Raw genomic sequence first — 25,410 nt, forward strand, 5'->3', positions numbered from 1 at the left:
TCGATTAACGGCAAGGGAATTTTTCTCGTAAGACGCGGGCGACCAATTTCGCCGCGCTCGCATTCAGTGCGCCTCTTGGCAGTTTGCGGAGCGCGCCGAGCACTTCCGAATCGATTTCTCCCGGTTTGACGCGCCCGTTGTCGCACCAGTCCTTACCCTCGGTCGCATCGGCTACCCCGGCCAGATACCCGGCCATCGTGTGGCGCTCGGCATCGGTGTACGGGCGATTGTCGGAACGGCTCACGCTATCGAGCAAGCGCGCACCGTCGACGCGCGGTACCGGCTCTGCGATTGCGCTGCCGAGACTTGCCGACAACGACGCGATAACAAACATGTTCCGGATAAGTGGGCGGTTCATTGGGTGTGCTTGGCGAATTGAGCAACAGGCAAAATAGCACGGTCGTCATCTCGTAAATGAGTACAGCGAGGACCTGCGTTGCCGAACCAACCGGCATCGACGTCGGCCGGCGGTGGGCCCAGTGCGCCAACGCGGCACGGGAGATGCCCTGCGCACCGGGCGCGACGCGAAAGTTCGCGGGGCGGCCCCGCTCGGCCATCGTGGACGGAACGCCGCCCAACCGGGAGGCCATGATCGAACGTGACGAAGTGTCACGGGTGTCGTTGATTGCGCAAGCGGCAGGACTCACCGGGAGCCATTCTTCCGGTCCTGCCGGTCCCGCGGCCTACATGGACATGCAATCCGCTTCCGGCGAAAACCCTACCGAGGTGAAGGGATTATGACGACGCGCTGCGTGACCGCGCACGACGCGCGAGAATCCTCCGCTACGACCCGTGTTCACACGCATCGCCGCAGCGGCAATGTCGATGCATTCGCCGAACCGGATTTCCAGATTCCAGACAGAAGAGGAGCACAACGATGCCGAAAGCAATCCGATACGAGCAGCCGGGCGGCCCGGACGTGATGAAGTGGGTCGATGTCGAGGTCGGCGCGCCGAAGGCGGGCGAAGTCCGCATCCGCCAACACGCGGTCGGCCTCAACTACATCGACGTGTATTTCCGCACGGGCCTGTATCCGCAGCCGCTGCCCGGCGGCCTCGGGATGGAGGCGGCGGGCGAGGTGACGGCCGTCGGCGACGGCGTGACCGCGTTCAAGGCCGGCGACCGCGTCGCCTATGTCGGGCAGCCGCCCGGCGCGTATGCGCAGGAGCGCGTGATGTCGGCCGAGCGCGTCGTGAAGCTGCCGGACGGCATCGGCTACGACGATGCGGCGTCGGTGATGCTGCAGGGCCTGACCGCGCATTACCTGCTGCGCCGCACGTACCCGGTGAAGGCCGGCGACACGATCCTGATCCATGCGGCCGCGGGCGGCGTCGGCCTGCTCGTGTGCCAGTGGGCGAAGGCGCTCGGCGCGACCGTGATCGGCACGGTCGGCTCCGATGAAAAGGCCGAACTCGCGAAGGCGCACGGCTGCGATCATCCGATCGTCTATACACGCGAGAACTTCACGCAGCGCGTGAAGGCGATCACGAACGGCGCGGGCGTGCCGGTCGTCTACGATTCGATCGGCAAGGACACCTACATCGGCTCGCTCGACTGCCTCGCGCCGCTCGGCTATTTCGTCAGCTTCGGCAACGCGTCGGGCCCGCTGCCGCCGATCGACTCGAAGGAATTCTCGTCGCGCGGCTCGCTGTTCTTCACGCGGCCGACGCTGTTCTCGTACATCGCGAAGCGCGCCGACCTCGAAGCCGCGGCCGCCGAGCTGTTCGACGTGATCCTGTCGGGCAAGGTGAAGACGAGCATCAACCAGCGCTATCCGCTCGCGGAAGTCGGTCGCGCGCATGCCGATCTCGAGGCGCGCAAGACCACCGGCTCGACGATCCTCGTTCCCTGACCCATCCCTGCGTGCCGGCGCCGTGCCTGCACGCGCCTGTTGCGGACGGCGCCGCGGCGCCGTCCGTCCCGCGTCGATTCGCTCCCGTTCCGCCCCGCGCGTTTACGCGTTTTTTATACCCGCCCCGATAGCTTTGACCCGCCCTTTACGCACATTCCCATAAGGTTCTAGTCGTCCGATTTCGACGACGGAGAACACAAAAATGGATGGGGTTTTCATCGGCGCACTGGTGGTCTTCACCGCGCTGATCCTCGGTTTGCTTGCCGGTTGCGACAAGCTCGTGCAATACGGTCGCGGGGGGCGCGCATGACCTGGATGCTTTGGCTGGCGGGCGCCTCGACGGCCCTGCTGTTCGCGTATCTCGTCTTTGCGCTGCTGCGCGCGGAGGATATCGAATGAACGCGAACAACCTGTTGCAGACGCTGCTGTTCCTCGTCGTGCTGCTCGCGGCGGCCGTGCCGGTCGCGCGCTACCTGAGCGCGGTGATGGACGGCAGCTCGCGCGTCGTGCGCGTGTTCGGGCCGCTCGAACGCGCGCTGTACCGCATCGCGGGCGTCGATGCGGGCACCGAAATGAACTGGAAGCAGTACACGGTCGCGACGATCGCGTTCAATGCGCTCGGCGTGCTGTTCCTTTACGCGCTGCTGCGCCTGCAGGGCTTCCTGCCCGGCAACCCGCAGCAGTTCGGCGCGATGACGCCCGACGGCGCGTTCAACACGGCCGTCAGCTTCGTCGCCAACACGAACTGGCAGGACTACACGCCCGAGCAGACCGTCAGTTATCTGTCGCAGATGCTCGGCCTGACGGTGCAGAACTTCCTGTCGGCCGCGACCGGCATCGTCGTCGTGATCGCGCTGATCCGCGGCTTCGCGCGCCACACCGCGCAGACGATCGGCAACTTCTGGGTCGACCTCACGCGCGTGACGCTGTACGTGCTCGTGCCGATGTCGGTGGTGGTCGCCGCGCTGCTGATGAGCCAGGGCGTGCTGCAGAACATGAAGGCGTATCAGGACGTGCCGGTGCTGCAGGCGAGCACCTATGCGGCGCCGAAGCTCGATGCGCAGGGCAACCCGGTGAAGGACGACAAGGGCAATGCGGTCACGGTGCCGACCCCGCTCACGAAGCAGACGCTCGCGATGGGGCCGGTCGCGTCGCAGGAAGCGATCAAGATGCTCGGCACCAACGGCGGCGGCTTCTTCAACGCGAACTCCGCGCATCCGTACGAGAATCCGACGCCGTTCGCGAACTTCATCGAGATCTTCGCGATCCTGATCATTCCGGCCGCGCTGTGCCTGGTGTTCGGCCGCATGATCGGCGATCGCCGGCAGGGCATCGCGGTGCTCGCGGCGATGACGGTTGCATTCGCGGTCGCGACCGGCGTCGAGGTGAGCGCCGAGCAGGCCGGCAACCCGACGCTCGCGGCGCTGCACGTCGACCAGGCGGCGGGCGCGCTGCAGCCGGGCGGCAACATGGAAGGCAAGGAAACGCGCTTCGGGATCGCACAGACCGGCATCTTCACGGTCGCGACGACGGCCGCGTCGTGCGGCGCGGTCGACGCGATGCACGATTCGCTGACGCCGCTCGGCGGCCTCGTGCCGATGCTGCTGATGCAGCTCGGCGAGGTGGTCTACGGCGGAGTCGGCTCCGGCCTCTACGGGATGCTCGTGTTCGCGCTGCTCGCGGTGTTCGTCGCGGGCCTGATGATCGGCCGCACGCCGGAATACGTCGGCAAGAAGATCGAGTCGTACGAGATGAAGATGGTGTCGATCGTCGTGCTGCTCACGCCGCTGCTCGTGCTGGTCGGCACGTCGATCGCGGTATTGGCGGACGCGGGCAAGGCCGGCATCGCGAACCCGGGCCCGCACGGCTTCTCGGAAATCCTCTATGCGTTCAGCTCGGCCGCGAACAACAACGGCAGCGCGTTCGCGGGCCTGACGGTCGGCACGCCGTTCTACAACTGGATGACCGCGATCGCGATGTGGTTCGGCCGCTTCGGCACGATCGTGCCGGTGCTGGCGATCGCAGGTTCCCTCGCCGCGAAAAAGCGCATCGCGGCGACGAGCGGCACGCTGCCGACCCACGGCCCGCTGTTCGTCGTGCTGCTGCTCGGCACCGTGCTGCTGGTGGGCGCGCTGACCTACGTGCCGGCGCTCGCGCTCGGCCCGGGCGTCGAGCACCTGATGATGTGGCTCGGCGCGTGATGCGCCCGCATGGCGACACATTGAAAAGACTGAAGAGCTTGAAGAGATCGCAATGACTCAACATTCCGCAACACGGTCCATGTTCGATCCGGCGCTGCTGCGCCCGGCGATCGTGGATTCGTTCAAGAAACTCACGCCGCGCACGCAGTTCCGCAACCCGGTGATGTTCTGCGTGTACGTCGGCAGCATCCTGACCACGATCCTGTGGATCGCGGCGCTGTCCGGCCAGGCCGAGGCGCCGGCCGGCTTCATCCTCGCGATCGCGCTGTGGCTGTGGTTCACGGTGCTGTTCGCGAACTTCGCCGAGGCGCTCGCCGAAGGGCGCTCGAAGGCGCAGGCCGCGTCGCTGCGCAGCGCGAAGAAGGACGTGATGGCGAAGAAGCTCAACGAGCCGCACCCGAAGTCGCCGATCCGCATCACGACCGCGTCCGACCTGCGCAAAGGCGACGTCGTGCTGGTCGAGGCCGGCGACGTGATCCCGGCCGACGGCGAAGTCGTCGACGGCGTCGCGTCGGTCGACGAATCGGCGATCACCGGCGAATCCGCGCCGGTGATCCGCGAATCGGGCGGCGACTTCTCGTCGGTGACGGGCGGCACGCGCGTGCTGTCCGACTGGATCGTCGTGAAGGTCACCGCGAACCCCGGCGAGGCGTTCCTCGACCGGATGATCGCGATGGTCGAAGGCGCGAAGCGCAAGAAAACGCCGAACGAGGTCGCGCTGACGATCCTGCTCGTCGCGCTGACGATCGTGATGCTGCTCGCGACCGCGACGCTGCTGCCGTTCTCGATGTTCTCGGTCGACGCGATGAAGGCCGGCCACGTGGTGACGATCACCGCGCTCGTCGCGCTGCTCGTGTGCCTGATCCCGACGACGATCGGCGGGTTGCTGTCCGCGATCGGCGTGGCCGGGATGAGCCGGATGATGCAGGCGAACGTGATCGCGACGTCGGGCCGCGCGGTGGAAGCGGCCGGCGACGTCGACGTGCTGCTGCTCGACAAGACCGGCACGATCACGCTCGGCAACCGCCAGGCGTCGATGTTCGTGCCCGCGCCGGGCGTGACCGAGGAAGCGCTGGCCGATGCCGCGCAACTGTCGTCGCTCGCCGACGAAACGCCGGAAGGCCGCAGCATCGTCGTGCTCGCGAAGGAGCGCTTCAACATCCGCCAGCGCGACATGGCGCAACTGCACGCGACGTTCCTGGGCTTTTCCGCGCAGACGCGGATGAGCGGCGTCGATCTCCCGGGCCGCGAGATCCGCAAGGGCGCGGCCGACGCGATCCGCCGCTACGTCGAAACCCACGGCAGCCGCTTCCCGGAAGACGTGCGCCGCGCGGTGGACGACGTCGCGCGCCGCGGCAGCACGCCGCTCGTCGTGGCCGACCTGCAGGACGGGGCGGCGCGCGTGCTGGGCGTGATCGAGCTGAAGGACATCGTGAAGGGCGGCATCAAGGAGCGCTTCGCGGAACTGCGCAAGATGGGCATCAAGACCGTGATGGTGACGGGCGACAACCGGCTGACGGCCGCGGCGATCGCGGCGGAAGCAGGCGTCGACGATTTCCTCGCGGAAGCGACGCCGGAAGCCAAGCTCGCGACGATTCGCGAGCATCAGGCGGCCGGGCGCCTCGTCGCGATGACGGGCGACGGCACCAACGACGCGCCGGCGCTCGCGCAGGCCGACGTCGCCGTGGCGATGAACACCGGCACGCAGGCGGCGAAGGAAGCCGGCAACATGGTCGACCTCGACTCGAATCCGACGAAGCTGATCGAGATCGTCGAGATCGGCAAGCAGATGCTGATGACGCGCGGGTCGCTGACCACGTTCTCGATCGCGAACGACATCGCGAAGTACTTCGCGATCATCCCGGCCGCGTTCGTGACGACCTACCCGCAACTGCGCGTGCTCGACATCATGCATCTGACGTCGCCGGCGTCCGCGATCCTGTCCGCGGTGATCTTCAACGCGCTGATCATCGTCGCGCTGATCCCGCTTGCGCTGAAGGGCGTGACCTACCGGCCGCTCGGGGCCGCGTCGCTGCTGCGCCGCAACCTGCTGGTGTACGGCCTCGGCGGCGTGCTGCTGCCGTTCCCGTTCATCAAGCTGATCGACATGACGCTCGCCGCGCTCGGCTGGGCCTGAGCCGGCCGCACTCGAAGGAACCATCATGAAATCGTTGATTCGCCCGCTCGTCGTGATCTTTGTCGTCCTGACCGCCGTGACGGGCCTTGCTTACCCGGCCGTGATGACCGTGTTCGGCCAGGCCGTGTTTCCGTCGCAGGCCAACGGCAGCCTGATCGAGCAGAACGGCAAGGTCGTCGGCTCCGCGCTGATCGGCCAGCCGTTCGACGCGCCGAAGTATTTCTGGGGCCGGCTGTCGGCCACCGCGCCGATGCCGTACAACGCGGCCGGCTCCGGCGGCTCGAACCTCGGCCCGCTGAACCCGTCGCTCGCCGACCAGGTGAAGGCGCGCATCGCCGCGCTGCGCGATGCGGGCACCGACCTGTCGAAGCCGGTGCCGGTCGATCTCGTGACGGCGTCCGCCAGCGGCCTCGATCCGGAGATCACGCCGGCCGCCGCCGCGTACCAGGTCGAGCGCGTCGCGAAGGCGCGTAACCTGGCGCCGGATGCGGTCGCGCAGCTCGTCGCCGCGAATACGACGGGCCGCCAGTTCGGCGTGCTCGGCGAGCCGCGCGTGAACGTGCTGAAGCTGAACCTCGCGCTCGACGCCGCGCAGGCCGCGCACTGAGCGCGCGCGCCAACCGGCATATCCGGCGCGGGCTGAGCCGCGCCGGATGCGCTTTTCCCGACGGCGCTCGCGCCGTCTTTGCCTTTTGCGGCGATTTGGAACCACAATGCTCGTACTCGCGCGCATCCGGGCGCTCCGCTTTCCTCACGCATGAACCGTCCCGATCCTGACCAACTCCTCGACAAGCTGCAGCGCGATGAAGAAAAGCAGCGGCGCGGCCAGCTGAAGATTTTCTTCGGCGCGTCCGCCGGCGTCGGCAAGACCTATGCGATGCTGCAGGCCGCGCGCCAGCGCCGGCAGGAAGGCGTCGACGTCGTCGTCGGCATCGTCGAGACCCACGGCCGCGGCGAGACCGCCGCGCTGCTCGACGGCCTCGACGTGCTGCCGCCCGCCCGCATCGACTATCGCGGCCGCACGCTCGCCGAATTCGATCTGGACGGCGCGCTCGCGCGGGCGCCGCAACTGATCCTCGTCGACGAGCTCGCGCATTCGAACGTGCAGGGCGCACGGCACCTGAAGCGCTGGCAGGACGTCTACGAGCTGCTCGACGCGGGCATCGACGTGTATACGACCGTCAACGTCCAGCACCTCGAAAGCCTGAACGACGTGGTCGGCGCGATCACCGGCATCCGCGTGTGGGAAACCGTGCCCGACCGCGTGTTCGACGCGGCCGACGAAGTCACGCTGGTCGACCTGCCGGCCGAGGAACTGCTCGAGCGGATGCGCGACGGCAAGGTCTATCTCGCGCAGCAGGCCGAGCGCGCGGTGCGCAACTTCTTCCGCAAGGGCAACCTGATCGCGCTGCGCGAGCTGGCGCTGCGGCGCACGGCCGATCGCGTCGACGCGCAGATGCGCGAGTACCGCGCCGACCGTTCGATCCAGCGTATCTGGCAGGCGCGCGAGCGGCTGCTCGTGTGCGTCGGCCCCGGCCCCGAGGCGCCGACGCTCGTGCGTGCGGCGGCGCGCCTCGCCGCGAGCCTGAAGGCCGACTGGATCGCCGTGTACGTCGAGACGCCGCGCCTGCAGCGGCTGCCCGACGCGCGCCGGCAGCGCACGCTCGACGCGCTGAAGCTCGCGGCCGAGCTCGGCGCGGAGACGGCCACGCTCGCCGGCGCCGACGCGGTCGCCGCGCTGATCGGCTATGCGAAGGTGCGCAACGTGTCGAAGCTCGTCGCGGGCGGCTCGTCGAAGGTCGGGCTCGCGCGCCGCTTCGCGCGGCCGTTCGGCGATCAGCTGGCGGAACGCGCGGGCGACGTCGACCTGATGCTGATTCGCGCGTCCGCGAGCGACGAGGCGCGCGCAGCGCCGCTCGACGCGCGGGCGCGCGACTGGCGCGATGCGTTCGCGCAGTTCGGCACGCACCGCTCGCCGCCGCGCCACTACGTGTATGCGGCCGCGATCTGCGCGGCGATCACGGTCGTCGCGAGCGTCGTGTCCGGGCGGCTCGATCTCACGAACCTCGTGATGCTGTACCTGCTCGGCGTGGTGTTCTCGGCGGTGCGCCTCGGGCGCGGCCCGGGCGTGCTGCAGTCGTTCCTGTCGGTGGCCGCGTTCGATTTCTTCTTCGTGCCGCCGCGCATGTCGTTCTCGGTCAGCGATACGCAATACCTGCTGACTTTCTTCGGGATGCTGCTGACGTCGCTCGTGATCAGCCACCTGACGTCGACGCTGACGCGCCAGGCGAGCATCGCGCAGCGCCGCGAGCGCCGCACCGGCGCGATCTACGCGATGGCGCGCGAGCTCGGCGCGGCGCTGACGACCGAGCAGATCGTCGAGATCGGCAGCCGCCACGTGGGCGAGGTGTTTCGCGCGCGCGTCGCGTTCCTGCTGCCCGACAGCGCGGACCAGGTGCGGCAGAAGATCGAGGAACCCGACGCGGCCGTCACGCTGACGGGCGCGGAGCTCGACAGCGACGTCGGCCAGTGGGTGTACGACCAGCAGAAGCCGGCCGGGCGCGGCACCGATACGCTGCCGGCGACGGCCGCGCTGTACCTGCCGCTGAAGGCGCCGATGCGCACGCGCGGCGTGCTGGCGGTCGCGTCGCGCGAGCCGCGCGAACTCGAGGTGCCCGAGCAGCAGCGGATGCTCGACGCATTCGCCGCGCAGATCGCGCTCGCGCTCGAACGCGTGCACTACGTCGAGATCGCGCGCGACGCACTCGTCAACATGGAATCCGAGCGGCTGCGCAACTCGCTGCTGTCGGCGATCTCGCACGACCTGCGCACGCCGCTCACGACGATCGTCGGCTTCTCGTCGATGCTCGCGAACGGGCGCGCGGCCGCGCAGGCCGGCGACGCCGCGGCGGCCGGGCGGCTCGCGCAGCGCGAGGGCGAACTCGTCGACGCGATTCACGACGAGGCGCTGCGGATGACGGGCATCGTCACGAACCTGCTCGACATGGCGCGGCTGCAGGCCGGCAGCCTGCAGCTCAAGCGTCAGTGGTCGCTGCTCGAGGAAACCGTCGGCGCCGCGCTCGCCGCCTGCCGGCGCGTGCTCGCGCGCCATTCCGCGCGCGTCGCGCTGCCGGCCGACCTGCCGCTGCTGCAGATGGACGCGGTGCTGATGGAGCGTCTGTTCACGAACCTGTTCGAGAACGCGGCGAAGTACACGCCGCCCGACACGTCGATCGACATCGGCGCGGAGCGCGTGACCGAGGACGGGCTGCCATTCGTGCGCGTGCACGTCGACGATCACGGCCCGGGCCTGCCGGCCGGCATGGAAGCGCGGATCTTCGACAAGTTCACGCGCGGCGAGAAGGAGTCGGCGACGCCGGGCATCGGGCTCGGCCTCGCGATCTGCCGCGCGATCGTCGAGGCGCACGGCGGTAAAATCGGCGCGCTCAACCGCACCGCGCCCGACGGCCACGTGACGGGCGCGCGCTTCTGGTTCACGCTGCCGGTCGACACGCCGCCGGCGGCGCCCGCCGTGCCCGACGACGAACCCGATCTGCCGGGCGCATCGCCCCCATCCGAGTCATTGCCAGACCATGAGTGAACCCAGCCTGACCGTCGTCCTGATCGAGGACGAAAAGCAGATCCGCCGCTTCGTGCGCGCCGCGCTCGAAGAGGAGGACATCGCGGTGTTCGAGGCCGAGACGGGCAAGCAGGGGCTGATCGACGCGGCGACGCGCAAGCCCGACCTCGTGATCGTCGACCTCGGGCTGCCCGATACCGACGGCCTCGACGTGATCCGCGAGCTGCGCGGCTGGTCCGAGGTGCCGGTGATCGTGCTGTCCGCCCGCACGCAGGAGGAGGAAAAGGTCGCAGCGCTCGACGCGGGCGCCGACGACTACCTGACCAAGCCGTTCGGCGTGTCCGAGCTGCGTGCGCGGATTCGCGCGCAACTGCGCCGGCGCAACCAGGGCGGCGCGAACGCGTCGCCGAAGGTGACCTTCGGCACCGTGACCGTCGATCTCGCGCTGCGCCAGGTGTGGCGCGACGACGCGATCGTACACCTGACGCCGCTCGAATACCGGCTGCTCGCGACGCTCGTGCGTCACGCGGGGCGCGTGCTCACGCACCGCCAGCTGCTGCGCGACGTGTGGGGGCCGTCGCACGTCGAGAGCCATCACTATCTGCGCATCTATATGGCGCACCTGCGCCAGAAGCTCGAGGCCGATCCCGCGCAGCCCGAGCACATCGTCACCGAGACGGGCGTCGGCTACCGGCTCGTCGGCGCCGTGTGACGGGCGGTGCGCGGCGGCGCCCGCGGTCGCGGCGCCGCGCACCGGCAGGGCTGCGCCGGCGCGACGGTCGCGCGAGCGCCACCGGCCCTTGCACGTCCGTCGCGCATTCCCGCTATCCTGACCGTTGCGCGAACGAAAACGAGGAGCGTGCAATGTCCGTCCGTCTGGTCGTCATCGGTGCGCTGGCGCTGCTTGCGCCCGGCGCGTTCGCCCAGCCGCTGCCGCCGGGACAGCAGCCGTCCGCGCAGGCGGCGCTGGCCAATCCCGCGTCGGTCAACTGCGAAAAGCTCGGCGGTCGCCATGTGGTCCGCAGCCTGCCGCGCGGGCAGGTCGGCATGTGCGTGTTCAAGGATGGCCGCGTGTGCGAGGAGTGGGCGCTGTACCGCGACGATCGTTGCGTCGGCGGTGTCGTGCCGAAGCGCGTGGTGAACTGACCGCGTCCGGCCGGTCGCGCCCCGGATCGGCCCCCGGCGTACCCGGCCGCGGCAGGCATGTAAGCCTCTTGTTATACTCGGCGCCGCCCGGGGACGGCCCCGGGCCATTCGCCTCAACGGGGACGGCCCCATCCGATACGGAGTACGTCGAGATGGCGTGGGTATGGTTGTTGATCGCCGGTTTGCTGGAAGTGGCCTGGGCGGCCGGCTTGAAATCGTCGGACGGCTTCACGAAGCTCGGTCCGTCGGTGTTGACGATCGTGACGGCGCTGGCCAGCTTCGGGCTGCTCGCGGTCGCGATGCGCCAGTTGCCGCTCGGCACCGCATACGCGGTGTGGACGGGCATCGGCGCGGTCGGTGCGTTCGTGTTCGGCATCGTGATGATGGGCGAGGCGCTGACCGTCGCGCGCGTCGCGAGCGCGGCGCTGATCGTCGCGGGGCTGGTCGGCCTGAAGCTGTCGTCGGCCACCTGACGACGGCAGCGCGGGCACCCATGCGCCCGCGCGCCGCCCCGCACGGCGGAATTGCGCCGGTCCCCCGCCCAGCCTGTCTATAATGGAACGGTATTCGGGCCTGAATACCGTCGTGCTTCTCGCGGCACGCGGTGCCGGTCGCCACGCGCCGCGCGGCCGGTCTGTCTGACCCGATCCGGTCAATCGGCAAAACGCACGGAAAGTGCAAGGAGAGGGCCATGATCGAAGCCATTTCGCTCGGCGCGGGGCTCGCGTGGGCGAGCGGCCTGCGCCTGTACCTGACGGTGCTGATCGCCGGCGTGCTGGCACGGTTCGGCTGGCTCCATCTGCCCGACACGCTGGCGGTGCTGATGTCGCCGTGGGTCATCGGCGCCGCGGCCGTGCTCACCGTGACCGAATTCCTTGCAGACAAGATCCCCGCGTTCGACTCGCTGTGGGATGCCGTGCACACCTTCATCCGCATTCCGGCCGGCGCCGTGCTCGCGGCCGGCGCGCTCGGCCATGCCGATCCGACCATGCTGGCGGTCGCGGGGCTCGCCGGCGGCTCGCTCGCCGGCGCCGCGCACGTGGCGAAGGCCGGCACGCGCGCGCTGATCAACCTGTCTCCCGAACCGATTTCGAACTGGGTCGCGTCGTCGACCGAGGACGGTCTCGTGGTGGGCGGGCTCGCGCTCGCGTTCTTCGTTCCGCTCGCGTTCCTCGTGTTGCTCGCCGCGTTCATCGCGGCGTCGGCGTGGGCGCTGCCGCGCCTGTGGCGCGGCGTGTCGGGCGGTTTTCGCGGGATGGCGAACCACATGGTGTCGCGGCTCAATTCGATCGGAGGAAAACGCGATTGAAGGGGCCGCAACACGCGGCGCTGCCGCCGGCCGGGCTGCCCGGCCATGACGGGCGCGCGCATGCCGGTCGCTTCGGCCTGCGCGACCTGATCCACCAGGCTGCCCGGATGACCGCGCGCGACTGGCGCGCGGGCGAACTGACGCTGCTCGTCCTCGCGCTGGTGCTCGCGGTCGCGGCGCTGACGAGCGTCGGTTTTCTCGCCGACCGCCTGCGCCAGGGGCTCGAGCGCGACGCGCGCCAGATGCTCGGCGCCGATTTCGTCGTGCGCGCCGATCGTCCCGTCGATCCGTCGTTCGACCGGCAGGCCCGCACGCTCGGTCTGCGCACCGCGACGACCGCGATTTTCCCGAGCATGATCGCGCCCGCCGCGGGCCGGCAGGCCGCCGAAGCAGCGCCGTCGCGCCTCGCGGCCGTGAAGGCCGTGTCGCCGGGCTATCCGCTGCGCGGCGCGGTCGAGATCCTGCCGGCCGGCGCGACCGTCGCGCAGAAGGCGGGCGCGATTCCCGCGCCCGGCACCGTATGGGCCGACCCGGCGCTGCTCGATGCGCTGCACCTGAAGACGGGCGATACGGTGCGCGTCGGGCTGCGCACGTTCACGGTCGCCGCGGCGATCGCCCGCGAACTCGATCGCGGCTTTTCGTTCGTCAATTTTTCGCCGCGGCTGATGATGCGCGCGGACGAACTCGCCGCGACGGGGCTCACGGGCTACGGCAGCCGCGTCACGTACCGGCTGCTGGTCGCCGGCGACGCACCGGCCGTCGCGCGCTTCGAAGCGTACGCGCACGCGCGCGTCGATGGCGGGAAACTGCGCGGCGTCGGGCTCGAGTCGTTGCAGGAGGGGCAGCCGCAGGTGCGGCAGACGCTGGATCGCGCACGCCACTTCCTGACGCTCGTCGCGTTGCTGACCGCGCTGCTCGCGGCGGTCGCGATCGCGATGGCCGCGCAGCGCTACATGTGGCGTCATCTCGACGGCTGCGCGACGATGCGCTGCCTCGGCGTGAGCCGCCGCACGCTCGGCGCGCTGTTCGCGCTCGAATTCGCCGGCGTCGGCATCGTGTCGGGCGCCGCGGGCGCGGTGCTGGGCTACGGCGGTCACTGGGCATTGCTGGCCGCGCTCGGCAGCCTGATCGACGTCGTGCTGCCGCCGCCGACGGCGTGGCCGGCGCTGATCGGCATGGGCGCCGCGCTCGTGCTGCTGCTCGGTTTCGCGCTGCCGCCGCTCGTGCCGCTCACGCGCGTGCCGCCGGTACGTGTGCTGCGGCGCGAGTGGGGCGACGCGTCGCGCATTGCGTGGGCCGCGTATGCGCTCGGCGTCGTGCTGTTCGCGGGGCTGCTGATCGTGGCCGCCGGCAACCTGAAGCTCGGCCTGATCGTCGCGGGCGGCTTTGCCGGCGCGCTGGTCGGGTTCGCGCTGATTGCCCGGCTCGTGCTGTTCGCCGCCGCGCGCGCGGTGCGCAATGCGCGCGTGGCCGCGGGCGTCGGCTGGCGTTACGCGCTGGCGTCGCTGCACCGGCGCGGCACGGCCAGCGCGCTGCAGATCACCGCGCTCGCGCTCGGCCTGATGTGCCTGCTGCTGATCGCGATCACGCGCAACGATCTCGTGGCGGGCTGGCGGCAGTCGACGCCGCCCGATGCGCCGAACCAGTTCCTGATCGACATCCAGCCCGACCAGCGCGCCGATGTCGCGGCCTATCTGGCCGCGCATGGCGTGCGCGACGCGGTACCCGCGCCGATGGTGCGCGGCCGCCTCGTCGCGATCAACGGCAAACCGGTGAATCCGGATGCGTACCCGTCCGAGGAGGCGCGCCGGCTCGTCGATCGCGAGTTCAACCTGTCGTATACGACCGCGCTGCCGTCCGACAACCGGATCGTCGAAGGCGACTGGTTCGGCACCGCGGCCACGCCGCAAATCTCGATCGAAGCCGGCCTCGCGAAGACGCTGAACGTGAAACCGGGCGACACGCTGCGCTTCGACGTGACGGGGCTGACGGTCGACGCGCCCATCACGAGCGTGCGCAAGCTCGACTGGGGCTCGTTCCGCGTCAACTTCTTCGTGCTGATGCCGCCGCCGGTGCTGAAGGATTTCCCGGCCGTCTACCTGACGAGCTTCCATCTGCCCGCCTCGAATGCCGCGCTGCTCGATCCGTTGATCGCGCGCTACCCGAACCTGACCGCGATCGACGTCGCGCCGATCCTCGCGCAGTTGCAGCGGATGATGCTGCAGGTGGTCGGGGCGGTGCAGTTCCTGTTCGCGTTCACGCTCGCGGCCGGCGTGCTCGTGCTGTACACAGCGCTCGCCGGCTCGCGCGACGAGCGCGTGCGCGAGGCCGCGCTGCTGCGCGCGCTCGGCGCGTCCCGCGCGCAAGTCAACGCGGTGCAGCGCGCGGAATTCGTCGTGGTCGGCGCGCTGGCCGGCGCGCTCGCATCGGCGGGCGCGATCGCGGTCGGCTGGGTGCTTGCGTCGCGCGTGTTCGACTTCCAGCTCGCCGTCGATCCGTGGCTCGTGCCGGCCGGCATCGCGGCCGGTGTCGTCTGCGCCGGTGCGGCCGGCTGGCTGAGCCTGCATAATGTGTTGCGGCGCCCGGCGCTGCAGTCGCTGCGCGACGCCTGAGCATCGCGCGCGGCCCCGAAGATCCCGTTTTCCGACTATCCGTATGACCGATGTGAATGACGATGCGCCGTCGCAGCCGACGGCGTTCGAGCTCGTGGGCGGCGAAGCCCGCGTGCGCGAAATGGTGGACCGCTTCTACGACCTGATGGACCTCGAGCCCGAGTTCGCGCAGATTCGCGCGCTGCACCCGCAGTCCCTCGGCGGTTCGCGCGACAAGCTGTTCTGGTTCCTGTGCGGCTGGCTCGGCGGCCCGGACCACTACATCAGCCGGTTCGGCCATCCAAGGCTGCGCGCGCGGCACCTGCCGTTCCCGATCGCGTCGGTCGAACGCGACCAGTGGCTGCGCTGCATGGCGTGGGCGATGGAGGATGTCGGATTGCCGGAGCCGCTGCGCGAGCGGCTCATGCATTCGTTCTACGACACGGCCGACTGGATGCGCAACCGGCCCGGTTGATCGACCGGTACGCCGCTGCCCGGACGCGGGACGATCTGCGCTGGGCGCACGTGCAACGCGGCGCGACACTGACCGTTTTCCCCATCGATACGAGGCTCGCCCGATGACGACACAAGCGTTGTTTCGCGAAGACGCGTACCTCACGCAATGCGACGCGACCGTTCTGGCCGTCGGCGACGACGGCATCCGGCTCGACCGCACGGTGTTCTATCCGCTCGGCGGCGGTCAGGCCGGCGACACCGGCACGCTGACGCTGCCCGACGGCCGCACGATCGCGATTGCCGATACACGCAAGGCGAAGTTCGACGGCGCGACGCCCGACGACGCCGTGCACGTGCCCGCGCCGGGCCAGGACGCGAGCGTCGCGACGCTCGCCCCCGGCACGCGCGTGGTCGCGCAGATCGACTGGCTGCGCCGCTATCGGCACATGCGCCTGCATACGGCCGCGCACCTGATGTGCGCGGTGCTGCCGTACGCGGTCGACGGCTGCAGCGTGACGGCCGACTACGTGCGACTCGATTTCGCGACGTCCGACGCGATCGACCGCGACGACGTCGAGCGGCGCCTCGCGGGCTTCGTCGTCGGCGCGCACCCGGTCACGACCGAATGGATCACCGACGACGAGATGGCCGAGCGGCCCGAACTCGTGCGCACGATGAGCGTGAAGCCGCCGATGGGCCTCGGCCGCGTGCGGCTGCTGCGCATCGAAAACGTCGACCTGCAGCCGTGCGGCGGCACGCACGTGCGCAACACGTCCGAAATCGGCGGGCTGCGGATCGCGAAACTGGAAAAGAAGAGTGCGCGCACACGGCGCCTCGTCCTGGAGTTTGCATGACGATCGATACCGGGAAAGCAGGCGCGGCGGCGCTCGATCCGCAGGCGCGGGAGATTCTCGATTTCTGGTTCGGCGAGCCGGGCTCGGCCGAATTCGGGCAGAACCGCAAGGTCTGGTTCAACGGCGGTGCGGCGTTCGACGACGTGCTGCGCACGCGCTATGGCGCGCTGCTCGACGCTGCGTGCGACGGCGCGTGCGATCACTGGGCCGATTCGCCGTCGGGCGCGCTGGCGTTGATCGTCGTGCTCGACCAGTTCTCGCGCAACATCCATCGCGGCACGCCGCGCGCGTTCGCCGCCGATCGGAAGGCGCTCGCGCTCGCGCGCCGCGTCGTCGCGGCAGGCTGGGACGCGCGGTTGCCGAGCGGACATCACCGTGCGTTCGCGTATCTGCCGTTCGAGCACGACGAATCGGTCGAGAGCCAGCGCGAGGCCGTGCGCCTGTGCGCGGGCATCCGTGACGAGGCCGGGTGCGAAAGCTATCACCGCTTCGCGTTGCTGCATGCGGCGGTCGTCGAGCGCTTCGGCCGCTTTCCGCACCGCAACGCGATTCTCGGTCGCGCGTCGACCGACGAGGAAGCGGCGTTTCTGCGGGAGCCCGGCTCGTCGTTCTGACGACCCGAATGCGGGCGTGACGAGGGCAGGAGGGGCGAACCGCGGGACGCTGGCCGGCTCGTGCCGGCACCGGTATCGCGTCAAGGCCGCGCACCGGTCGGACGGATGCGCGCGGCCTGAGCCGAGGACGAAAGCGAAGGCGGGGCGGGACGGCGCGTTGCGCCGCCCTGTGTCACTGCAGGTGCTGTTCGGGCGTGCGCACGTAGACGCGCAGCAGTTCCTCGTTGTCGCCCGGGCGGGCGCCCGTCCAGAACAGTTGCCATTCGCTGCCGGGCGCCGGATCGACGGCCCGCACGCCTTGCACGATCATCCATGTGCAGCGCGTCGTTTTCGCGTCGTCGATCGGCGTGTGCTGGATGCCGGAGAAGTAGTACAGCATCGGCGCTTCCGATTCGCCGAGCCCGTGCAGGCTCGCCATGCAGTCGCCGTCGTTCCATTCGAGCGCGAGATGCGCGTTCAGGTCGTCGAACACCGAGCGGTAGCTTTTCGCGGCATCGAGCCACGGCAGCAGCAGCGTATAGACGAGCCCCCACGCGACGAGCGCGCCGGCGCCCCACGACAGCGCGCCGCGCCACCGGCCCGTCGTGCGCAGCTTCGGCAGCAGCGTCAGCCAGCCGATCGTCAGCGCGAGCGCGCCGGTCACGAGCGCGGGCTGGATCGGCATCGTCCAGTCGAGCGGCAGCCAGCGGCCGAGCAGCGCGAGATCGGCGCGCGACGCGGCCGGATCGGTCATCACCGACCAGATGCCCCACGCGAGTACGACGACCGTGCCGAACAGGATGCGGCTCAGGTAATCCCACGCGAGATGCAGCCGGCGCGGCAGGCGGTCGATCGCCTGCGCGGCAACCAGCGCGAGCGGGGCGAAGAACGGCAGGATGTAGAGCTGGCGCGACGTCGCGGATACCTGCAGCACCACGAGCCCGATGCCGGCGAACAGCACGGGCAGCGCGATGCGCGGGGTGCGCCAGTCGCGCCATGCGCCGCGGGCGAGCGCGGCGATCGCAAGCGGCGCGACCGGGAAGCCGACGGCGAGGAACGCGCGCAGGATGAAGAGCGGCTTGTCGTTTTCCGCGCCCAGTTCGGGGACGGAGAAGCCGAAGAAGCGGCCGACGTTGTTGTCCCAGAACCACTTCATGAACAGCGTTTCCGAGCGCAGGAACAGCGCGGTCGGCCAGATCAGCGCGAACGGCGCGAACACGAGTGCGGCGACGCCGAGCGCGCGTGCGAACGAGCGGGTGCGGCACGCCGGATAGAGCGCCAGCGTGCACACGAGCGTGGCCGCGAACACGAGCGGCACGAACAACCCCTTCGCCATCAGCGCGATGCCGACGCCCGCGCCGAAGAGCGGCGCGGCCCAGCGGTTCGCCGGATGCGCGGGCAGCCCGTGCCGCATCTGCTGCGCCCGTGCGACGTGCTGCATCACGAGCTCGAGCAGCCCGCAGAACCCCATCGCCGTCCCGGCAAACAGGGCGACGTCGGTCATCATGTCGTGCACGTGCTTGATGACGACGAGCGTGCCGGCGCTCAGCACGACCGGGCCGAGCACGCGCAGGTCGAACCAGTTGTCCGCCCGGCTGGCCACGCGGGCCGCGCGCGCGATGAAGCCGAACGCGAGCGCGGCGAACAGGGCGCTCGCCAGGCGCGCGGCGTCGTGCAGTGGCATCACGCGCTGCAGCAGCCACGCGAGGCTGGTGGCAACCCACGCGTAAAGCGGCGGCTTTTCCATGAACGGCAGGCCGGCATTGGTCGGCACGACGAAGTCGCCCGTTTCCAGCATGTGCTGGATGATGCCGAACGTGTAGGTTTCGTCCTGTTTCCACGGATCGTGGCCGAGCACGCCGGGCAGCGTGTACGCGCACACCAGTGCGGCGACGAACAGCCACGCGCGCCAGCCGAGCGGCAGTGCGCGGTCGCGCGGCGTGCTGAGAGCGGCGCTCGAGGCGGGGGCGGGCGTGCCGGCGACGTCCAGCGTCGCGACGACGTCGGTATCGGCGGGCGAACGGGCGTATGTGGCCGAGGCGGGCACGGTCGTGCGTCGCCGACGGGGCGCTGCGGTTCCAGGCATGGAAAAGATCTCGGGTCGAGTCGAGCCGGTCCGGCGACATGGGCCGGGACCATTAACGGCCGCATCGAGGCGGCAAAGAACAGACGATTAGGGCGCCTGTCTGATTGCTCGCTAGTAGAGCACGGAATTGTTACGGATGTTTACTGAAACTGTCACGGAATTGTGGAGATTTGTGGTGCCGTGACTACGGTGCGCTTTCGAGCGCGTGTCTTGTTGCGCCGCGCGTCAGCTTAGCGGCCGCCGCCGACATCGAGCAGGGCGCCCGTCGTGTAGGACGCTGCGTCGCTCAGCAGCCAGACGATCGCCTCGGCGATCTCCTGCGCTTCGCCCGCGCGGCCGAGCGGCGTTTGTGCGCCGAGGCGGGCCGCCCGGTCCGGCTGGCCGCCGCTCGCATGAATGTCGGTCTCGATCAGGCCGGGGCGCACCGCGTTGACGCGCACGCCGTGCGGGCCGAGTTCCCTGGCGAGGCCGATCGTCAGCGAATCGACCGCGCCTTTCGAGCCCGCGTAGTCGACATATTCGTTCGGCGAGCCGAGCCGCGACGCGATCGACGACACGTTGACGATCGCGCCGCCGCGGCCGCCGCGGTCGGTGGACAGCCGGCGCGCGGCTTCGCGCGCGCACAGGTAGGCGCCGAGCACGTTGGTATCGAACATCCGCCGCAGCCGGTCGAGCGGCATGTCGGCGAGCGGCATCGATGGCGCGACGATGCCGGCATTGTTGACGAGCGCGTCGAGGCGCCCGAACTCGGCCGCGACGGTATCGAACATCGCGACGACGTCCGCCTCGTTCGCGACATCGCCCGCGACGATGCACGCGCGGCCGCCCGCGTCGCGCACGGCCTGCGCGGTCAGTTCGGCCGCCGCCGCGTCGCGTGCGTAGTTGATGCCGACGTCCCAGCCGCGTTCGGCGGCGAGCACGGCGCTCGCGCGGCCGATGCCGCGGCTCGCGCCGGTGATGAGGACGGCCTTGCGCTCGGACGGTGCGGTCATCGCATGCGGTTTCCGGTGAAGGTTACTTCGCTGCGTCGGGCGCCCACTTGTCGCGGACGGGCGGCTGGTAGCGGCGCAGCCGCTCGATCAGCGCGACGGGTTCCGATTCGACGCACAGCGCGTCGAAATAGGCCGGCCGCATGAAGCCTTCATCGACCGTGTGGCGCAACAGCGCGATCAGCGGATCGTAGAATGAATCGATGTTGTAGAGCGCGACGGGCTTGCGGTGATAGCCGAGCTGCGCCCACGTGTAGACCTCGAAGAGCTCCTCGAGCGTGCCGGCGCCGCCGGGCATCGCGACGAACGCGTCGGACAGGTCGGCCATCATTTTCTTGCGGTGGTGCATGTCGGGCACGACGTGCAGCTCCGACAGCCCCGTATGGCCGACTTCCTTGTCGACGAGCAACTCGGGGATCACGCCGACCGCACGGCCGCCGGCCGCCATCACTTCGTCGGCGATCACGCCCATCAGGCCGACGCGGCCGCCGCCGTATACGAGCGTGAGGCCCGCGTCGACGAGCGCGCGGCCGAATGCACGCGCGGCATCGGCATAGACGGGCCGCACGCCGGACGACGACCCGCAGTAAACGCAGACGGCCTTCATTGCTTCGTGTCCTTGGCAGGGGCTTGCCCACCCGCGACGGGGCTCCCGGCCGGACGCGGCGAACCGTCGCGTGGCGGCAGGTAATCGGTGAACTGGCGCTTGGGCAGCTTGCCGGAGACGAGATCGTCGAACAACTGGCGCGAACGGCCGCGCAGGTACGGGGCCATGATCGAGATCACGTGCATGCTCACCTGGTGCAGCTCTTCGCGGATCGCATCCTGGTCGTTGTATTTGCGCGGATGCATCACGTACTGATACGACAGCCAGTACGTCGAGATCACCGCCATGTTGGTGGCGATGACTTCGATCTCGGCGGGCGTCGCGACCATTTCGGCGTCGGAGACGAGCAGCTCGCACATGTCGTGCGCGAAGCGCACCTTGTGGCTGATGATCTGCTTGAAGTGCGTCTCGAGCGTGCGGTTGCGTGCGAGCAGGTCGTTGAGGTCGCGATACAGGAACCGGTAGGTCCACATGAAATCGGCCATGTACTGCAGGTACGACCAGGTTTCGTCGATCGTCGGACGGTGATCCTCGGGGAAGCGCAGCCGCCGTTCGATCTGCTGCTCGAACTGCGCGAAGATGCTGTTGATGATGTCGTCCTTGTTGCGGAAATGGTAGTACAGGTTGCCTGGACTGATTTCCATTTCCTCGGCGATCGTCGTGGTGGTGACGTTCGGCTCGCCGATCTCGTTGAAGAGTTTCAACGACAACTCGAGAATCCGTTCGCGGGTGCGGCGGGGAGGTTTCGCTTCCATGTCGTCCGGCCCTGTGTGTGCCGGACTGGCGGGCGCTGCAATCGATGCTGCGTGATTCGTCCGGCGCGGGTTGCTGTTCTATGTCTAGCGGACGATTATAAACCGGGGTTTCGAGACATCGGGGCATTTCGTGATCGCGGCCCCGCGCGGCGCATGGTGCGGCGCCGCACGCGGGCGGCGTGAGCGGGCGCTAGAAGCCGAGCCAGCGTGCGACGACCGGCCCGAGCACGAAGCCCCACGTCGTCACGCACGCGAACAGTGCGACCGTCACGGCCGCGCTGCCGAGGTCCTTCGCGCGCTTCGAGAGCTCGTGGCGCTCGAGCGAGATGCGGTCGATCGCGGCTTCGACGCTCGAGTTCAGCAGCTCGACGATCAGCACCAGCAGCACCGAGGCGATCAGCAGCGCGCGCGACGCGGCCGGCACCGGCGCGAATGCGCCGATCGGCAGCATCAGCGCGGCGAGCGTGAGCTCCTGGCGAAACGCGCTTTCCTCGCGGATCGCGACGCGAAAGCCGTTCAGCGAATGCTTGAGGGCGAACCACGCGCGGGTGATGCCGCGGTGGCGCTTGTACGGGTTCGGCGGCAACGGCGCCAGCCGGTCGTCGGGGCCGAGCGGTTCGTGCGGGTGCACGTCCGCGTCGGCATGCGGCTCTTCCTCGTCGAACGGGCGGTGCCGTGGCGTCGCGGCGGCGGGCGGGATCTTGTCGTTCAGGTCTCGTTTCAAACGGCGGCACCTTCGGCTGGCGAGTACGCGGTCTTCGGCAGCGGCTTCAGATGCGACGCGAACTGCTCGGATGCCGCGCGCCACGAGAAGCGTTCCGCCCACGCGCGCGCGGTCGTGCGTTCGATCTTCAGCGCCTCGAGGCAGGCTTCCTGCAGGTCCTCGTGCATCGCGCCGGCATGGCCGTCGCCGAGCACGTCGATCGGGCCCGTGACGGGATACGCGGCCACCGGCGTGCCGCAGGCGAGGGCTTCGAGCAGCACGAGGCCGAACGTGTCGGTGCGACTCGGGAATACGAACACGTCGGCCGCAGCATACACCTTCGCGAGCTCGGCCTGTGACAGTACGCCGAGATAGTTCGCCTCCGGGTAGCGCGACTTCAGTTCCGCGAGCGCGGGACCTTCGCCCGCGACCCACTTCGAGCCGGGCAGGTCGAGGCGCAGGAACGCCTCGACGTTCTTCTCGATCGCGACGCGCCCCACGTACAGGAAGATCGGCCGTGCGGTGTTGAGCACCTTCGACTCCATCGGCCGGAAGATGTCCAGATCGACACCGCGGGTCCACAGCACCACGTTCGTGAAGCCGAACTTTTCAAGGTCCTGCTTGACGACCGGCGTCGGCGCCATCACGGCGAGCGACGGGCCGTGGAACCAGTGCAGGAAGCGATAGGTCGCGGCGAGCGGAATGCCGAAGCGCGCCTGCACGTATTCCGGAAAGCGCGTGTGGTACGCGGTCGTGTACGGCAGCTTGCGGGCGCGCGCGTAGCGGCGTGCGGCGAGGCCGAGCGGGCCTTCGGTCGCGATGTGCAGCGCATCGGGGGCGAACGCATCGATCCGTGCGCGCAGCTTGCGGTACGGCAGGATCGACAGGCGGATCTCGGGGTAGGTCGGGCAGGGCACCGTGCGGAATTCCAGCGGCGTCAGCAGTTCGACGCGGTGGCCGAGCGCCGTGAGCTCGCGCGACGTGCTCTTCAGCGTGCGCACGACGCCGTTGACCTGCGGTTCCCACGCGTCGGTGACGATCATGATCTTCATCGCGGCATGTCCTGTAAGTAGAGTCGTGGTGTCAGGCGGTGGCCTTGGCCTTGCGCGACGGGGCGGCGGACGGTGCGGTGCGCATCACCGTCCAGTAGACGATCTTCAGTTCGCCTTCCATCGTCTCGACGAGCGCGGACAGGCTTTCGACCCAGTCGCCGTCGTTGCAGTACAGCACGCCGTCGATGTCGCGGATCTCGGCCTTGTGGATGTGGCCGCACACGACGCCGTCGCAGCCGCGACGGCGCGCCTCGTCGGTCATCACGGTCTCGAACTGCGAGATGAAATTGACCGCGTTCTTGACCTGGTGCTTCAGGTACTGCGACAGCGACCAGTACTGGAAGCCGAGCCGGCTGCGGATCCGGTTGAACCAGCGGTTCAGCACGAGGATCAGCGTGTAGAGCGTGTCGCCGAGGTACGCGAGCCATTTCGCGTGCTGGATCACGCCGTCGAACAGGTCGCCGTGCACGATCCACAAACGTTTGCCTGCGAGCGTCGTGTGGAATGCCTCGCCGCGCACCTGGATGTCGCCGAACGCGAGATCGCAGAACTGCCGCGCGCCTTCGTCGTGGTTGCCGGGAATGTAGACGACCTGCGTGCCCTTGCGCGCCTTGCGCAGGATCTTCTGCACGACGTCGTTGTGCGCCTGCGGCCAGTACCAGCCTTTTTTCAGCTGCCAGCCGTCGATGATGTCGCCGACGAGGTACAGGTATTCCGAATCGTTGTGACGCAGGAAATCCAGCAGGTAGGGCGCCTGACAGCCGCTCGAGCCGAGGTGGATGTCGGACAGCCAGATGGTGCGGTAGCGATGAGCGGGCGGTTCGGGGTCCTCGTGCTGCGTGATGTGCGCGACGGGCGGCTTTTGCGACACCACGCCGTCGGTCGCCCCCGAGCCGGACAGGAACGCAGTGGCGGCGCGAGCGCCGATGGGGTGACGAAACAGTGGGGTCGCGGACGTTTTCTGGCCCATGCATGACTCGCGCCGGTTGACATTACCGGCATTCCGCCATGCGGGCGTGACTGTGCCATGACAGTCACGAGACGTTCTTATTACGACCGTTGCAGCGTGTTTAGCAGTGAATCGACGCGCGTTGCGTAACCTGCCGCACTGAACGGTCGATGCTTGTGGGGCGGGGCCGTCCGGCCGGGGAAAGGACCGGCGGGCGAGCGCCTTTCGTCCGGAGAATGCAGGGCGTCAGCGCGGTATCGCGACGACGCGGGTGCGCGCGATGCGGTCGTGCGGGAACTGGCGGCCGGCGTGCAACCGGGCGGCGCCGGCCCACACGACGATCCATGCGGCGGTGAGCGCCAGCGTGACGGGCACCGACAGGCCAAGGAGCGGGTGCAGCGCGAGCGGCGGCAGGAACCACAGCCAGCCGAGCACGTAGCGGACGAGCGCGTGGCCGGCGCTCAGCGGCCGGCCGCTCGCCGATTCGAGCCGCAGCCGCCAGGTTTTCATCGGCAGCGTCTGGCCGCCGTGCGTCCAGAACCACACGAAGTACGCGCCGACGACGAACGCGATCCACGCGGCAAGCAGGTTGTGATGGACGAGGCCGTTGCGTTGCTGCATCGCGAGGCTGAACGCGAGCCCGGCGAAGAACACGACGCCGAACAGCAGCACGCCTTCGTAGAGCAGCGCGGCGAGGCGCCGCCGCACGGACGGTGCGGCGGCCGGGATGTCGGGCACGCGGGCGTTCGCCACGGCCGCTCAGGAGCCCTTGAACAGCGAAGGCGCGTCGGCAGGCGACACCGGCGCCGCGGCGGCCGGTGCGGATGCGGTGCCGGATGTCGACGACGCGGGCACCGACTGCGCGGCGGCGCCGGTCGACGCGGGTGCCGGGGCCGCGGCCGCGCCGCTCGCCGGGTGTTCGTGCGCGTTGACGAGGCGGCGGACGTCACGGTCGGCGACGGTTGGCGGCGCGCTGACGACACTCGGCTTGCGGCGGCGCTCGGCGGCGGCCAGCCGTTCCTTCTGTTCTTCCGGGAGTTGCTGGTAGGCTTTCCACGCGCGCTCGCGCGCCTGTGCGGACAACTCCTTCGCGCTCTGATAGTTTTCGCGCGCGACGCGGCGTTGCTCGGGCGTCATCTTCGCCCATTCGGTCATCCGCTCCTGCAGGCGCTTCTGGTCATCGGGCGACAACTTCGCGAAACGCGATGCGATCTTCAGCCATTTACGCTTGCGGGCGTCGCTGAAGCCGTCCCACTGGTCGGCGAACGGCGCAAGGGCCGCATGCTGCGCCGGTGTGAGGCGCGCCCACGACAGCGGGCCGGCGGCGGCCGGCAGCGGTAGCGGAAGGGGCAGCGGGGAGAGTTCGGTGGTCAGCCCGGTCGCGGCCGACGCCGGCGCGGCAGGGCTGGTGGTCGCGACGGGCGCCGTCGCAGGGGCCGGGTGGAATCGGGGATACGTGGCGACGTAGCAAACGGCGATCGCGATCACGCATCCGAAAAATACGGCCAGGCCGCGCTTCTGACTCACCCGTGCGATCCCCTCGTTGTTGT

Annotated in this window: 24 protein-coding genes; 14 read left to right on the forward strand and 10 right to left on the reverse strand. The window is 69.4% G+C overall.

Annotation, left to right across the window (positions count from 1 at the left end; all coding sequences use genetic code 11):
- Positions 1–4 precede the first annotated feature (4 nt).
- Positions 5–358 carry a Rap1a/Tai family immunity protein gene (locus HWX62_RS22110; RefSeq protein WP_175930630.1) on the reverse strand — a complete coding sequence of 118 codons (354 nt, stop codon included), beginning with the start codon at positions 356–358 and terminating at the stop codon, positions 5–7.
- A 519-nt stretch (positions 359–877) separates the two neighbouring features.
- On the opposite strand from HWX62_RS22110, the gene HWX62_RS22115 reads away from it, so the two are divergent.
- The 14 genes from HWX62_RS22115 to HWX62_RS22180 all read left to right on the forward strand — a co-directional run bounded on the left by HWX62_RS22115 (position 878) and on the right by HWX62_RS22180 (position 16,740).
- Complete coding sequence (locus HWX62_RS22115; protein ID WP_175930631.1) at positions 878–1,852, forward strand: quinone oxidoreductase; 975 nt, start codon at positions 878–880, stop codon at positions 1,850–1,852.
- Between the two features lie 306 nt (positions 1,853–2,158).
- On the forward strand, positions 2,159–2,251 hold the full coding sequence (gene kdpF, locus HWX62_RS22120) for a K(+)-transporting ATPase subunit F (RefSeq protein WP_006752209.1): 93 nt from the start codon (positions 2,159–2,161) through the stop codon (positions 2,249–2,251).
- Positions 2,248–4,053, forward strand: coding sequence for a potassium-transporting ATPase subunit KdpA (gene kdpA, locus HWX62_RS22125; protein ID WP_175930632.1), 1,806 nt, complete (start codon positions 2,248–2,250; stop codon positions 4,051–4,053). Before kdpF ends, kdpA begins: the two co-directional genes overlap by 4 nt.
- Positions 4,054–4,105: 52 nt before the next feature.
- A complete protein-coding gene (gene kdpB / locus HWX62_RS22130; protein ID WP_175930633.1) occupies positions 4,106–6,190 on the forward strand; it encodes a potassium-transporting ATPase subunit KdpB in 2,085 nt (694 codons plus the stop codon).
- Between the two features lie 25 nt (positions 6,191–6,215).
- Positions 6,216–6,797, forward strand: coding sequence for a potassium-transporting ATPase subunit KdpC (gene kdpC / locus HWX62_RS22135; protein ID WP_175930634.1), 582 nt, complete (start codon positions 6,216–6,218; stop codon positions 6,795–6,797).
- A 150-nt stretch (positions 6,798–6,947) separates the two neighbouring features.
- Entirely contained in the window at positions 6,948–9,791 is a 2,844-nt protein-coding gene (locus HWX62_RS22140) for a sensor histidine kinase KdpD (protein WP_175930635.1), read from the forward strand.
- Entirely contained in the window at positions 9,784–10,482 is a 699-nt protein-coding gene (gene kdpE, locus HWX62_RS22145) for a two-component system response regulator KdpE (protein WP_175930636.1), read from the forward strand. The genes HWX62_RS22140 and kdpE overlap by 8 nt, the downstream gene beginning before the upstream one ends.
- A 152-nt stretch (positions 10,483–10,634) precedes the next feature.
- Positions 10,635–10,916 carry a DUF333 domain-containing protein gene (locus HWX62_RS22150; protein ID WP_175930637.1) on the forward strand — a complete coding sequence of 94 codons (282 nt, stop codon included), beginning with the start codon at positions 10,635–10,637 and terminating at the stop codon, positions 10,914–10,916.
- A 152-nt stretch (positions 10,917–11,068) separates the two neighbouring features.
- Positions 11,069–11,389, forward strand: coding sequence for a quaternary ammonium compound efflux SMR transporter SugE (gene sugE / locus HWX62_RS22155; RefSeq protein WP_175930638.1), 321 nt, complete (start codon positions 11,069–11,071; stop codon positions 11,387–11,389).
- A gap of 218 nt (positions 11,390–11,607) precedes the next feature.
- The gene (locus HWX62_RS22160; RefSeq protein ID WP_175930639.1) at positions 11,608–12,225 is read left to right on the forward strand and encodes a DUF4126 domain-containing protein; all 618 of its coding nucleotides are present in this window, start codon (positions 11,608–11,610) and stop codon (positions 12,223–12,225) included.
- Positions 12,222–14,837 (forward strand): FtsX-like permease family protein, encoded by a 2,616-nt coding sequence (locus tag HWX62_RS22165; protein ID WP_175930640.1) that lies wholly within the window; start codon positions 12,222–12,224, stop codon positions 14,835–14,837. The genes HWX62_RS22160 and HWX62_RS22165 overlap by 4 nt, the downstream gene beginning before the upstream one ends.
- 43 nt (positions 14,838–14,880) lie before the next feature.
- Positions 14,881–15,291, forward strand: coding sequence for a group II truncated hemoglobin (locus HWX62_RS22170; protein ID WP_175930641.1), 411 nt, complete (start codon positions 14,881–14,883; stop codon positions 15,289–15,291).
- A gap of 103 nt (positions 15,292–15,394) precedes the next feature.
- Positions 15,395–16,126: an alanyl-tRNA editing protein gene (locus tag HWX62_RS22175; RefSeq protein WP_175930642.1), complete on the forward strand. Its 732-nt coding sequence runs from the start codon at positions 15,395–15,397 to the stop codon at positions 16,124–16,126.
- Positions 16,123–16,740, forward strand: coding sequence for a DUF924 family protein (locus HWX62_RS22180; RefSeq protein ID WP_175930643.1), 618 nt, complete (start codon positions 16,123–16,125; stop codon positions 16,738–16,740). Before HWX62_RS22175 ends, HWX62_RS22180 begins: the two co-directional genes overlap by 4 nt.
- Positions 16,741–16,912: 172 nt before the next feature.
- Here HWX62_RS22180 and HWX62_RS22185 read toward each other — a convergent pair whose 3' ends face one another.
- The 9 genes from HWX62_RS22185 to HWX62_RS22225 form a co-directional block, all read right to left on the reverse strand.
- Positions 16,913–18,805: a glycosyl transferase gene (locus HWX62_RS22185; protein ID WP_175930644.1), complete on the reverse strand. Its 1,893-nt coding sequence runs from the start codon at positions 18,803–18,805 to the stop codon at positions 16,913–16,915.
- A 230-nt stretch (positions 18,806–19,035) separates the two neighbouring features.
- Positions 19,036–19,797, reverse strand: a complete 762-nt coding sequence (locus tag HWX62_RS22190) for an SDR family oxidoreductase (protein WP_175930645.1) — start codon at positions 19,795–19,797, stop codon at positions 19,036–19,038.
- Positions 19,798–19,819: 22 nt separating this feature from the next.
- Positions 19,820–20,401: a TIGR00730 family Rossman fold protein gene (locus HWX62_RS22195; RefSeq protein ID WP_175930646.1), complete on the reverse strand. Its 582-nt coding sequence runs from the start codon at positions 20,399–20,401 to the stop codon at positions 19,820–19,822.
- Positions 20,398–21,156 carry a TetR/AcrR family transcriptional regulator gene (locus HWX62_RS22200; protein WP_175930647.1) on the reverse strand — a complete coding sequence of 253 codons (759 nt, stop codon included), beginning with the start codon at positions 21,154–21,156 and terminating at the stop codon, positions 20,398–20,400. Before HWX62_RS22200 ends, HWX62_RS22195 begins: the two co-directional genes overlap by 4 nt.
- Before the next feature lie 190 nt (positions 21,157–21,346).
- Positions 21,347–21,880 (reverse strand): diacylglycerol kinase, encoded by a 534-nt coding sequence (locus HWX62_RS22205; protein WP_175930648.1) that lies wholly within the window; start codon positions 21,878–21,880, stop codon positions 21,347–21,349.
- Entirely contained in the window at positions 21,877–22,911 is a 1,035-nt protein-coding gene (locus HWX62_RS22210; protein WP_175930649.1) for a glycosyltransferase family 1 protein, read from the reverse strand. The genes HWX62_RS22205 and HWX62_RS22210 overlap by 4 nt, the downstream gene beginning before the upstream one ends.
- Before the next feature lie 31 nt (positions 22,912–22,942).
- Complete coding sequence (locus HWX62_RS22215; RefSeq protein ID WP_175930650.1) at positions 22,943–23,881, reverse strand: UDP-2,3-diacylglucosamine diphosphatase; 939 nt, start codon at positions 23,879–23,881, stop codon at positions 22,943–22,945.
- A gap of 225 nt (positions 23,882–24,106) precedes the next feature.
- Entirely contained in the window at positions 24,107–24,613 is a 507-nt protein-coding gene (locus HWX62_RS22220) for an RDD family protein (protein WP_175930651.1), read from the reverse strand.
- Between the two features lie 6 nt (positions 24,614–24,619).
- Complete coding sequence (locus HWX62_RS22225; RefSeq protein WP_175930652.1) at positions 24,620–25,387, reverse strand: DUF3106 domain-containing protein; 768 nt, start codon at positions 25,385–25,387, stop codon at positions 24,620–24,622.
- Positions 25,388–25,410: the final 23 nt, after the last annotated feature.

The sequence above is a fragment of the Burkholderia sp. BCC0506 genome (assembly GCF_902833145.1).
In the GTDB taxonomy this organism is placed as follows: Bacteria; Pseudomonadota; Gammaproteobacteria; order Burkholderiales; family Burkholderiaceae; genus Burkholderia.

What these genes read in the sequence shown, in the direction of transcription:
- HWX62_RS22110 (WP_175930630.1), bottom strand. Translation starts at nt 358, where the DNA reads ATGAACCGCCCACTTATCCGGAACATGTTTGTTATCGCGTCGTTGTCG.
- HWX62_RS22115 (WP_175930631.1), top strand. Translation starts at nt 878, where the DNA reads ATGCCGAAAGCAATCCGATACGAGCAGCCGGGCGGCCCGGACGTGATG.
- kdpF (WP_006752209.1), top strand. Translation starts at nt 2,159, where the DNA reads ATGACCTGGATGCTTTGGCTGGCGGGCGCCTCGACGGCCCTGCTGTTC.
- kdpA (WP_175930632.1), top strand. Translation starts at nt 2,248, where the DNA reads ATGAACGCGAACAACCTGTTGCAGACGCTGCTGTTCCTCGTCGTGCTG.
- kdpB (WP_175930633.1), top strand. Translation starts at nt 4,106, where the DNA reads ATGACTCAACATTCCGCAACACGGTCCATGTTCGATCCGGCGCTGCTG.
- kdpC (WP_175930634.1), top strand. Translation starts at nt 6,216, where the DNA reads ATGAAATCGTTGATTCGCCCGCTCGTCGTGATCTTTGTCGTCCTGACC.
- HWX62_RS22140 (WP_175930635.1), top strand. Translation starts at nt 6,948, where the DNA reads ATGAACCGTCCCGATCCTGACCAACTCCTCGACAAGCTGCAGCGCGAT.
- kdpE (WP_175930636.1), top strand. Translation starts at nt 9,784, where the DNA reads ATGAGTGAACCCAGCCTGACCGTCGTCCTGATCGAGGACGAAAAGCAG.
- HWX62_RS22150 (WP_175930637.1), top strand. Translation starts at nt 10,635, where the DNA reads ATGTCCGTCCGTCTGGTCGTCATCGGTGCGCTGGCGCTGCTTGCGCCC.
- sugE (WP_175930638.1), top strand. Translation starts at nt 11,069, where the DNA reads ATGGCGTGGGTATGGTTGTTGATCGCCGGTTTGCTGGAAGTGGCCTGG.
- HWX62_RS22160 (WP_175930639.1), top strand. Translation starts at nt 11,608, where the DNA reads ATGATCGAAGCCATTTCGCTCGGCGCGGGGCTCGCGTGGGCGAGCGGC.
- HWX62_RS22170 (WP_175930641.1), top strand. Translation starts at nt 14,881, where the DNA reads ATGACCGATGTGAATGACGATGCGCCGTCGCAGCCGACGGCGTTCGAG.
- HWX62_RS22175 (WP_175930642.1), top strand. Translation starts at nt 15,395, where the DNA reads ATGACGACACAAGCGTTGTTTCGCGAAGACGCGTACCTCACGCAATGC.
- HWX62_RS22180 (WP_175930643.1), top strand. Translation starts at nt 16,123, where the DNA reads ATGACGATCGATACCGGGAAAGCAGGCGCGGCGGCGCTCGATCCGCAG.
- HWX62_RS22185 (WP_175930644.1), bottom strand. Translation starts at nt 18,805, where the DNA reads ATGCCTGGAACCGCAGCGCCCCGTCGGCGACGCACGACCGTGCCCGCC.
- HWX62_RS22190 (WP_175930645.1), bottom strand. Translation starts at nt 19,797, where the DNA reads ATGACCGCACCGTCCGAGCGCAAGGCCGTCCTCATCACCGGCGCGAGC.
- HWX62_RS22195 (WP_175930646.1), bottom strand. Translation starts at nt 20,401, where the DNA reads ATGAAGGCCGTCTGCGTTTACTGCGGGTCGTCGTCCGGCGTGCGGCCC.
- HWX62_RS22200 (WP_175930647.1), bottom strand. Translation starts at nt 21,156, where the DNA reads ATGGAAGCGAAACCTCCCCGCCGCACCCGCGAACGGATTCTCGAGTTG.
- HWX62_RS22210 (WP_175930649.1), bottom strand. Translation starts at nt 22,911, where the DNA reads ATGAAGATCATGATCGTCACCGACGCGTGGGAACCGCAGGTCAACGGC.
- HWX62_RS22215 (WP_175930650.1), bottom strand. Translation starts at nt 23,881, where the DNA reads ATGGGCCAGAAAACGTCCGCGACCCCACTGTTTCGTCACCCCATCGGC.